At 45.5% G+C, this 9,881-nt stretch carries 9 protein-coding genes; 6 read left to right on the forward strand and 3 right to left on the reverse strand.

Annotated elements, in window-relative coordinates; all coding sequences use genetic code 11:
- Positions 1-66 precede the first annotated feature (66 nt).
- Positions 67-1,284 carry a glycosyltransferase gene (locus IQ263_RS26790; protein WP_194071103.1) on the forward strand — a complete coding sequence of 406 codons (1,218 nt, stop codon included), beginning with the start codon at positions 67-69 and terminating at the stop codon, positions 1,282-1,284.
- Between the two features lie 144 nt (positions 1,285-1,428).
- On the opposite strand, the gene IQ263_RS26795 is transcribed toward IQ263_RS26790, so the two are convergent.
- A complete protein-coding gene (locus IQ263_RS26795; protein WP_339384788.1) occupies positions 1,429-2,439 on the reverse strand; it encodes a DNA cytosine methyltransferase in 1,011 nt (336 codons plus the stop codon).
- A 133-nt stretch (positions 2,440-2,572) separates the two neighbouring features.
- Here IQ263_RS26795 and IQ263_RS26800 point away from each other — a divergent pair, with 133 nt between their 5' ends.
- Positions 2,573-3,838: a bifunctional folylpolyglutamate synthase/dihydrofolate synthase gene (locus IQ263_RS26800; RefSeq protein WP_194071104.1), complete on the forward strand. Its 1,266-nt coding sequence runs from the start codon at positions 2,573-2,575 to the stop codon at positions 3,836-3,838.
- Between the two features lie 5 nt (positions 3,839-3,843).
- On the opposite strand, the gene IQ263_RS26805 is transcribed toward IQ263_RS26800, so the two are convergent.
- On the reverse strand, positions 3,844-4,419 hold the full coding sequence (locus IQ263_RS26805; protein ID WP_194071105.1) for a Uma2 family endonuclease: 576 nt from the start codon (positions 4,417-4,419) through the stop codon (positions 3,844-3,846).
- A gap of 442 nt (positions 4,420-4,861) precedes the next feature.
- On the opposite strand from IQ263_RS26805, the gene IQ263_RS29000 reads away from it, so the two are divergent.
- Both IQ263_RS29000 and IQ263_RS26815 read left to right on the forward strand, forming a co-directional pair.
- Entirely contained in the window at positions 4,862-5,563 is a 702-nt protein-coding gene (locus IQ263_RS29000) for a hypothetical protein (protein ID WP_228050393.1), read from the forward strand.
- A complete protein-coding gene (locus IQ263_RS26815; RefSeq protein WP_194071106.1) occupies positions 5,560-5,991 on the forward strand; it encodes a type II toxin-antitoxin system VapC family toxin in 432 nt (143 codons plus the stop codon). The genes IQ263_RS29000 and IQ263_RS26815 overlap by 4 nt, the downstream gene beginning before the upstream one ends.
- 50 nt (positions 5,992-6,041) lie before the next feature.
- Here IQ263_RS26815 and IQ263_RS26820 read toward each other — a convergent pair whose 3' ends face one another.
- Positions 6,042-7,325: an ABC transporter substrate-binding protein gene (locus IQ263_RS26820; RefSeq protein WP_194071111.1), complete on the reverse strand. Its 1,284-nt coding sequence runs from the start codon at positions 7,323-7,325 to the stop codon at positions 6,042-6,044.
- A 480-nt stretch (positions 7,326-7,805) separates the two neighbouring features.
- Here IQ263_RS26820 and pilM point away from each other — a divergent pair, with 480 nt between their 5' ends.
- Both pilM and IQ263_RS26835 read left to right on the forward strand, forming a co-directional pair.
- Positions 7,806-8,900: a type IV pilus assembly protein PilM gene (gene pilM / locus IQ263_RS26825; RefSeq protein WP_194071107.1), complete on the forward strand. Its 1,095-nt coding sequence runs from the start codon at positions 7,806-7,808 to the stop codon at positions 8,898-8,900.
- Between the two features lie 539 nt (positions 8,901-9,439).
- The coding region (locus tag IQ263_RS26835) for a PilN domain-containing protein (RefSeq protein WP_370589128.1) at positions 9,440-9,881 on the forward strand (442 nt) is incomplete at its 3' end.

The following is a 9,881-nucleotide window of genomic DNA, read 5'->3' on the forward strand; positions in this document are numbered from 1 at the left end:
CTCTCCCCCTCTCCTCAGCGCCCTCTGCGGTAAAAAAAGAAACTCAATAATCACACTAATAATTCTATGGTACGCGGAAACTACGATCGCCAAAAACCCTACTTACGCAACCCCCACATCAACAAACCAATCGCCGAAATCTATGCAGACTTAGATGCCTTTAGCTGGGAGATATTTGAAGACCAACCCCACCGCTTCGATACCGTCAGTTTCTACGTCTTGCTTCCCCCGCTATTTTACGAAGGAAAATTCATCAAAGGAATTTACTTAAGCGAAGGAGTCGAACTAATCAACAAACTATTTCCCCAACTTTCCTCAGTATTTTTATCCTTCACCTATTCCCCCGGAATCTCCTATTCCTGGGCCCCTGTCGCCGACGCATACTCTAGTTTATACAAAAACCCGCAGCGAGATAAATGGTTTCGCGAAACTTATCCAAATCGCGCCAACAAACCAATCGTACCACTACAAGACACCGACTTCATCAACGAATACTTAATTTCCCCGCGCAACGTCCCCGCCAAAGACATCGACCTCCTCGCCGTCGCCCGAATTTCCGAAGAAAAAAATTTACCAACGATTGCTAAAGCCTTAAAAATTTACCGCCAAAAATATCCGCAAAAACCCATAAAATTAACAGTAGTCAGCGGTCACGAATTTGATATTAATAACCTAAATACTCTCGACGAACTCGCCTTAAAAGAATGGCACCAAGTAGAAGCAATTTTAGGCAATCCCTCCGACTACATCAACTTACTACCGCGAGTTGACTACTACAGCGAAATGCCTGTATATTATTCGCGCGCCCAAGCCTTCGTCCTCGGTTCCCTCCTCGAAGGAAAAAATCGGGGAATTACCGAAGCAATGAGTTGCAACGTACCAGTAATTTGTTTTGAAGAATTCAACCAATACGCCAGAGGAAACTCGCCAGTTTTCCCGGAAGGTGCGGGACTTTACGCCAAATTTGACCCGGAATCCTTAGCCGATACTATTCATACAGTCTTGCAAAATCAAACCGAATTTAAGCCGCGATATCAGTATTTAAAGCATTGCGGCCGCAAGAACTTTTTTAACACTTGTATAGATAGTTTTCCTTACTATCAGCACAACATTCCCGACTACAAACCGGGAGAAGCATTTAAGAATTTGTGGCTGGATTTGGCGGTGCAGCAAAATTATCAAATTAGTTTGGATAGTTTTTTGTACGGAGGTTCTCCCCTGTCTCATATTCGCGGCATAAATACGATTCAGCAAAATCTCGGTGAGTTAACTAAGTTTCAATGACAGATAATTCGGAATGATTAAACCGCAGAGGCCACAGAGGACACAGAGGAAGAGAAGAGGGAGATGAATAATTCTGATGTCAAGGGATTTGAGATTAGTCTTCATAGCCAGGAATTTCGCTAAAGGGCTTGTGGAATTCATTCCCTAGCGACTGGTAGGTGGTCGGCTTCTGTTGACAATATCCTCAAAAATCTTACTTGCTAAAACTCTTGCTAAATTCACAGGAACAGCATTCCCGACCATTTTGTATCCATCCGCAATATACTTGTACTTGAAGATAAACTCATCCGGGAAAGTCTGAACTCTCGCACACTCTCGCACCGAAAGCCTGCGGTAAGGTTGAGGGGAATTGGGGTCAAAAATGCGCTTATCTTTGCCAACCAAAATCATTTTACTAGCTTGAGGGTGCAGAGGTGCGTGTCGGCCGCCCGCCTGAATTGTAAAGGAAGGTTCGCCCCAACTTCTAACTCGATTGCGCGACATATAAATGCTCGAAAACCCCAAATCTGCACATTCGTGATTCGCGACAGCATCGTGATAATTATCTACTTTACCCTTAACTGACATTGGGGCGATCGCCTTTAAGTCAAAAATCGCATCTTCCAGCGTCAAAACATCCGTTCCAGATTTGGGAAACTCAAAACCAAAACCCAGATTTTCCCGATAACCGACAACAATTACCCTTTGTCTATCTTGCGGTACACCAAAACTTTTAGCATTCACCAACTGGAACGAAACTCGATACCCGATCGCCTCAAACTGCGATAATATATAAGTGAAAGCATCACGATTTCTAGGCGCTAAAATACCCCTAACATTCTCAGCCAAGAAAAACAAAGGCTGCTTGTCCCGCACAATTCTGATATACTCCCAAAAAAGCTGACCCCGACAATCATCAATCCCGCGTTTCGCACCCGCCGCACTCCAACTTTGACAAGGAGGCCCGCCGATAATCCCAATACAGTCGGGAATTTCATCAGAATTAATTTTTCTGATATCTCTGCGGTCTAAAATAGTTTCAGGATGATTGAAATTATACGTATCCCAAATAGACTTATCATATTCATTCGCCCAAACCGGATTAAACCCAGCCAACCGAAAACCCAAATCCAACCCACCACAACCCGAAAACAGAGAAATAATATCCAAAGCCACCTTTTCTCACCCGCAACAAATTACAATAAATCAATTATAAACATCTCTTTCCTCTCTCCCTCTGCGCCCTCTGCGCCCTCTGCGGTTAATAAAAAAAATATAATTCACACACAAACAGAATTTATCATCCTCAATGAATGCAAACTCCATCCTCCAATCTTACCAACACTTCGGCGTACACCTCGGCCTAGAAAGAATCCAACAACTCCTCCAAAAACTAGACAACCCCCACCAAAAAGTCCCCATTATCCACATTGCCGGCACAAATGGCAAAGGTTCCGTTTGCGCTTATCTCTCATCCGTATTAGCAGAAGCAGGCTATCGAGTCGGGCGCTACACATCCCCGCACCTAATCGATTGGACAGAAAGAATTTGTATCAATCAAAAACCAATTTCTACAATAGCATTGCAACAGTGTCTAGAACAAGTTGTCAGCGCTGCAGAAGGTAACACAGAAAATCCCACTCAATTTGAAATCATCACCGCTGCAGCTTGGCTGTATTTCGCCGAACAAAAAGCAGATATTGCCGTGATAGAAACAGGATTGGGCGGTAGATTAGACGCGACTAATGTTTGCGAAACTCCCCTTGTCAGTGTCATTACTTCTATCAGCCTCGACCACTGGCAAATCCTCGGCCCTACTGTCGCCGATATTGCTGGGGAAAAAGCCGGAATTATCAAATCAAAGTGTCCGGTAGTTGTCGGAGAATTGCCAGAATCTGCTAGAATAGTAGTAGAAAAACGCATTCAAGAATTAGACTGTCCGGCAATTTGGGTAAAACCAGCGGTAGATTTAGGAGAAGGATTTGCAGAATATCAGTTAAGTCAAAATTCGGTTAAAATAAAATATCAATTGCCATTGTTGGGACAAATTCAATTAATGAATTCGGCGATCGCCCTTGCAACTCTTCACACCCTCCAAAACCTAGGATGGCAAATCTCCCCCACCGCCATCGCCGACGGAATCGCCAAAACCCAATGGCCCGGAAGACTTCAGCAAACTACCTGGAAAAATCAGAAAATATTAATAGATGGAGCTCACAACCCCGCTGCTGCGATCGCCCTGCGCGAATACGTAGATAATCTTACCAGTTCCGCGTCCCCGATTAACTGGGTAATCGGCATTTTGGCGACGAAAGACTGCGATGATATTTTACAAGCTTTACTCAAAAAGGGCGATCGCCTTTACCTAGTTCCGGTACCAGATCAAAACTCATCATCCCCCGCAGAATTAGCCGCCATTGCTCAAATTATCTGCCCTGAATTAACAGTTTGTCAAGCATTCCCAGACTTAACAACAGCCTTAGATGCTGCAGTTGCAGGCGACAATTTAACAGTCCTTTGCGGTTCCCTGTATCTCGTCGGCTACTTTCTGCAACAACAACAATCCCAAGCTTAAACGCATCAGAATTGCGTTTCTTCCTCTGTAAAAATAGGAGGCCACAATTCCGAAACGGGCAATTCCCAGCCGGGAAAAAGTTCTGCTACTGTTAAAATATCGCCATTTCCTAAAACAATCGGTTCGCCTGTAGAGCGATAAATAGTCACTGTTTCTTCATCAGGATCGATCAGAATTCCGACAACCGCCCCCAACTCGATAAACTTCAAAACCTTGGTTTCTATCGGCTTAATGCGATCGCTCTGAGATTTAATCTCAACCACCAAATCGGGGACAAGTTCACCAAAATAACGCGGACTTTGGCGCAATCGGGCGGCGCGCACAAAAGAAACATCCGGTGCTTTGACATTCGTATCCGGCATAATGAAACCGCCTGCGGAGTCAAACACTCTCCCCAAGCGACGGGGATTTATCCAAGCGAAAAGAAAGGCGATCAGACGGCTACTGATTTCACTGGATACGATGTCTGATGGCCCCATAATTGAAAGTCTCCCGTCTTCTAGTTCAATTTTGTAATCTAAACCAGCTTCGGAAAAAAGGGTTTGAACTTGGTTTAAGTCTTTGAGTGTCATCGCTGGCATAAGAATTTTCTCCTATTCCGATCGGAGCTTTGATTTTAACACAAGTCAAATTTATGAATATTTGAGGGATTTAGGCTATTTTTCTATAAATCATCAATCAAGCTGCATTCAGAAAGGCGATCGCACGGGATAAATAAACCCGGTTGCTGGGATGAGCGATCGTTCTTACTTATTTATCGATAAACATTTACCTCTAAAACAGTCGAGATTGACTTGTCCAGAGTTATCCTCCGACTCCGCCTTGTGAAAAAGCGGTAATTTCATCATTCGATAATAAGTTAAAAGCTTATATATATGGCGGCACGGATTCCCATTATTTAATAATACGTCAAGTGGCAGCAAAAAGCAAGGGGCGATCGCAAAAAAGATTAATGCCAAATGCCAAATATCAAATTTTTGTTACAATACAAGTTAGTTTGGAAAAATTTAGAGATAGAAGTTTATGAGCAGCCTTATATCGGTGCAAACGCTAATTGAATATATACAAGCTTTGCCAGCCCAAGAGCAAACTTTACTATTTGAGGAGCTTTTCAGGCGAAACATAATCAAGCAGCGTCAGGAAAACATCGATTCTACAGTCAAGGTAGCTCTTGACTCGCCGAGCTGGTCAGCACGAGAAAAGTTTCCAAACACGGAAAAACTTTATGACGCGCTTATCAAAGCAGACCCGCTTATCATGGCAGAAAGAGAAAAGTCGCGCCAGGAAAACACCGAGCATACAGTCAAGACAAAAACACTCTTAACAGGTAACGCTACCTGCGACATTCGCGCAGCCGATCGCACTAACTTTGGGGGCGACCTCGACAGCTCAACTGCTCACATAATCATTAAAAACGAATCAGACAAAACCGTCAGTGCAGCGTTGCTGGGATGGCCCGAATGTAAAGCTTTTGGCGAGACGCGATCGCAAGCACTGCAAAACCTTCACGATTTAGTAAATGCCCAGCTAGCCGAAGCAGAAATCGTCTCTGTCAAACTCACTTCTAGTCGATCGAACAATCCTTGGGTGAGGTTAGCTGGTAAGTATGAAAACGATCCGCAATACGATGAGGTATTGGCACACATAGAAGAATATCGCCGCGAACTCGATGCAGAAACCGAAGCTTATTACAGTCAAATTGACGCTGCGGTTGAGACAAAATGAGCCGATACATACTTGATACGGATTGTTTCTCCCTTTGGCAACAGAATCATCCAATGATGGTGCAGCGGGTCGAGGTTAACCCAAAAAATCTTGCTTTAACTATTGTAACAGTAGAGGAAGTAATTCGCGGCAGGTTCAAGGTTATTAAAAACGCTTCTGAATCTTCGCAAGCAGACAAATTAGTATGGGCTTATACCAAGCTATGGGATACATTAGATGATTTCAGACTTCTAAACATTCTGAAATTTGACCAGAATGCTTTCACTATTTACACTGATTTCCGCCGTCAAAGAATACGCATCGGCACGCAAGATTTGCGAATTGCTGCTATTGTACTTGCTAATAATGCTATCCTCGTTACGCGCAACTACCGAGATTTTTCGCAAGTGCCCGATTTAGTGCAGGAAGACTGGACAATTCAACCTTAAAAGCAAGGGGCGATCGCAAAAAATAATGCCGCCCCAGCTTCAATTAAAAACTACCTTTGATCCCAAGCCGTCGCCGCATCACTCACAGCTTGTTCCACGGATTTTTCCCCCAACATCGCCGCCTGCAAATTGTCATAAATCGCCTTTTGCAACTTCTTAACATCCTTGAGAGGGGGAATTAACAACTCAGCTTTCGCCAAGCCAGAAGCACTGACAATCCTAGCTCGATCGCTCGGAGCAGCATCAGCCGGAACACTCTTAAAATAAGAGTCCTGCAAAGCCTCAACCGTAGAAGGCAAAACATTAGCAACCTTCGCAAACGCCAACTGATTTTGAGAATTTGTCACGAACAAAGCAAACTTCACAGCATCATCAGGGCGCTTGCTGTCGCGAGGTACAACCAAATTCATCACCGCCACAGTCTTCTTGCCTGTTTCCCCCGTAATTTGAGGCGCAGCAGACGAGACAGCACCAATACTCGGAGCATTCTCAGCGATCGCCTTTAAAAACTGCGGCCCAGAACCCAACAAAGCAGTTTCTCCAGCTTGATAAAGCTCGATCGCCCTGCGATGTCCCTGCACCAAAACATCCTGCGGCAAAAGTCCGCCCTTGTACAAATCCACCCAATACTGAAAAACAGCCTTCCCCTTATCAGTATTAAAAGCAGCCTTACCTTTAGCATCAACCAAAGGCACACCCATCTGCACAAAAGATTGCAAAACCTCCGACGAATCTTCCGGTACAAAAGTCGCAAAAAAAGCAAATTTACCAGTCTTCTCCTTCACCTGTTTCGCCACAGACGCCAACTCAGCATAGGTAGCGGGAGGCTTAGCAATTCCAGCTTTTTTAAACAACTCCGTATTGTAAATTGTCACCCCAGTTGTCAGATACCAAGGAATCCCAAAAGTCTTGCCATCAAGTACGCTAGCTTTCCAGATATTCGGCAGATAGAGCGATCGCACTTGCTCAGAAATTCGAGAGTCCAAATCCAGCCAAGCATTGCGCCCCGCCAACAGCGAAGCAAAATCAGGATTCAGGTTCACCACATCCGGCGCAGTTTTCGCCGAAACAGCACCCAAAATCTTACTTTCCATCGCCGACCAAGGGACATCCACCCAACGCACCTTCACGCCCGGATTTTTGGCTTCAAAATCAGCGATCGTCTGATTGAAATACTCAGTAAACTGAGGTTGAAGCTGCATAGTCCAGAACTCGATTTCGTTAGCATTCTTAGTTTGGGAATTAACAGCAGGCTTGCTGCAGCTCACCACCGCAGCCAGCAGCAGCCCCACCAGCCCAAAAACAGCAAACAGTTGCCAAGATTTACGCTTCATAGAATTTAATTTCAGAATCATGGGAACCGTTAGAGAAAAAAAAGCACAGCCCGCCGAGAAAACCAGAGAGTCAAGTTCTAGTCTTGGTTGCGCCAGAGTCCTGCGAGGAAGAGAGTCGGTTTTGCAGCCGCACCGGCAGGTTTTCGGTCGATCGAGCTGAAAATTGTTGACATTCGCCGGAGAATAGCTATTGTCAAGTAAATTGGATAGCATAAAATCGGAACTAGCGATCGCGCAACCAAGACCCTGCAGCGCAGCACCGCCAACGGCACTGCGAACACCGAGATTACAGCAGGCGGGTTGGAAATACATACCAGGTTTCAAACAGAAAGTCAGTCTAGGCCAGCAATCCAAACCCGCCGGCCGATGGGTCATTCCTAATTGAAAATCCCAAATGGTATCACCCTCCAACAGCCCAAGGCTGAGTCAGGCTGGCCAACCACAAAATAAACAAATAGCAACTACCGGCGACCCAATCACATGGTTAACTTTTTCAAAGGTCTACTTTCCCAACGCCAGCCAGGAATCGGGATCGAAATAGCCCCAGACCGCATCAACATCATTCAGCTCGAAAAGAAAGCTCAGGCATTAAAATTAGGTATCCTAGCCTCAATAGAAGTACCAGAAGACATAATACAAGAAGGGCAAATAGTCGATCCGCCCGGAATGGCAGAACTCATCCGGTCAGTCCTCGCCGAAAACAAAATCAAAGCCAAGAAAGTAGCCACAGCCATTCCCGGCCGCGAAGCCGTCATCCGCTTAATTCCAGTTCCCGCAGAACTCAACGAAGAAGAACTGCGGGATTACATGAACGCAGAAGCAGGGCTGTACTTGCCGTTTCCCAGAGAAGACGCCGACGTAGACTATCAAAAAATCGGCCTATTTGTAGATGACGACGGCGTAGAAAAAGTGCAAGTGGTATTAGTAGCTACCCGCAGAGAAGTTACCGACACATACATCGAAACCTTCAAAGAAGCCGGACTGATCATAGACGTGCTAGAAGTAACCAGCTTTGCCCTGATTCGCACCCTCAAAGACCAACTGCAACAATTTTCATCCCAAGAAGCCGCCGTCCTCACAGACATAGAATTTGACAGTACCGAATTAGCTATAGTAGTGGACGGCATACCACAATTTAACCGTACCATCCCCATCGGCACCTACCAAATCCAGACCGCCCTCAACCAAGCCATGAATCTGCCCCCAACCAGAGACACCACCGAACTGCAAGGCATGACCCTGCCAGTAACGGATACAATGGGCGCATCGGGAGACGCCAATCCAGGCACAAATGCCATGATTAAAGTATTGGGAGAACTAGCAGACGAACTGCGCCGCTCAGTAGACTTTTACCTCAACCAGAGCGAAGAACTCGAAGTAGCGCAACTGCTGCTAGCAGGCCCCGGAGCCGCGATCGGCAAACTCGACGAATTTTTCATGCAGAGATTAAGTTTGCCCGCATCCCAAGTCGATCCCATCGAAACCCTAGGACTCGAAATCAGCCAAGAAATTACCCCAGAACAGCGAGCAGGCTTAGGAGTAGCCCTAGGCTTAGGACTCAGGGAGGTGCTCTAACCTAACAGTTTTAGATAATAGTAGAAAAACAGATTTGAGAATTTTAGGCAAAAGCTTCCTCCGAAAAAAGAAGACCCCTGATGCAGAAGGTAAAATATTGGAGGTAAAAGGTAAAAAGTAAAAGGTAGAATATCTGAGATAGAAGCAGCCAATTCCTGCGGAAAAAGGCAGAAAATTGTTTCCTTATTCCCTAAATAAACCCTTAACTTGTACCGATAATCTGGCGCTCACTCTAAAATCTAAAATTTCACATTTAAAGCAACCGCCCTCACAGTTAAGACGTTCTTAATTGCTCAAACCTCAGCCGTCGATTGCCACCAAAACTCCCTCGCGCCGATCGCTAAAGCCTTCCTCCGACCTTCTTTTTTCTGCCTTGTTTTTTCTGCCTTCTTCCTGATAACTGATAACTGAGAACGTTCGCTCGCGGAGAACAGCACCAATAACTAATGACCAATAACTAATGACCAATAACTAATGACCAATAACTAATGACCAATGACTAATGACTTCTTCCTTCAGTTATAAAATCGAGTGAAGCCATGTACAGCCTAGATATTAATTTTCTCAACGATCGCCCGGACTACAAACCAGTCACAGCAGCCAAAAGCTCAGCTAAAAGAAGTTCCGGTGGAGCCAAAGACCAACTGCCCCTCATAGGGGCGCTGCTGTTTGCCTTCGGCCTCAACGCCGCAGTCATGGGCGCCTGGTGGTGGGCGACCAACGAAAACACCGGCTTAGACAAAGAACAAGCAACCCTCAACCAAGAACTGGCAAAATTAAACACTCAAGCCAGCACCATCAAAGCCATCAACGCCGAAACCGACAAAATTACCGGCGAATACAAAGCATTAGCCGGAGTATTCGACCAAATTAAACCGTGGTCGGCCATGCTGCAAGACATCAGCGCCCGCACCCCCGCCGGAGTGCAAATTTCCAAAATCGAGCAAATCGACCCAAGTCCCGCCCCCGTCGCAGCACCCC

Origin of the sequence: Tychonema sp. LEGE 06208, assembly GCF_015207505.1 — a bacterium.
Lineage (GTDB): Bacteria > Cyanobacteriota > Cyanobacteriia > Cyanobacteriales > Microcoleaceae > Microcoleus.

Excerpts from the sequence above, each read along its gene's own strand:
- pilM (WP_194071107.1), top strand. The coding sequence starts at position 7,806 with ATGGTTAACTTTTTCAAAGGTCTACTTTCCCAACGCCAGCCAGGAATC.
- IQ263_RS26790 (WP_194071103.1), top strand. The coding sequence starts at position 67 with ATGGTACGCGGAAACTACGATCGCCAAAAACCCTACTTACGCAACCCC.
- IQ263_RS26800 (WP_194071104.1), top strand. The coding sequence starts at position 2,573 with ATGAATGCAAACTCCATCCTCCAATCTTACCAACACTTCGGCGTACAC.
- IQ263_RS26815 (WP_194071106.1), top strand. The coding sequence starts at position 5,560 with ATGAGCCGATACATACTTGATACGGATTGTTTCTCCCTTTGGCAACAG.
- IQ263_RS26805 (WP_194071105.1), bottom strand. The coding sequence starts at position 4,419 with ATGCCAGCGATGACACTCAAAGACTTAAACCAAGTTCAAACCCTTTTT.
- IQ263_RS29000 (WP_228050393.1), top strand. The coding sequence starts at position 4,862 with ATGAGCAGCCTTATATCGGTGCAAACGCTAATTGAATATATACAAGCT.
- IQ263_RS26820 (WP_194071111.1), bottom strand. The coding sequence starts at position 7,325 with ATGAAGCGTAAATCTTGGCAACTGTTTGCTGTTTTTGGGCTGGTGGGG.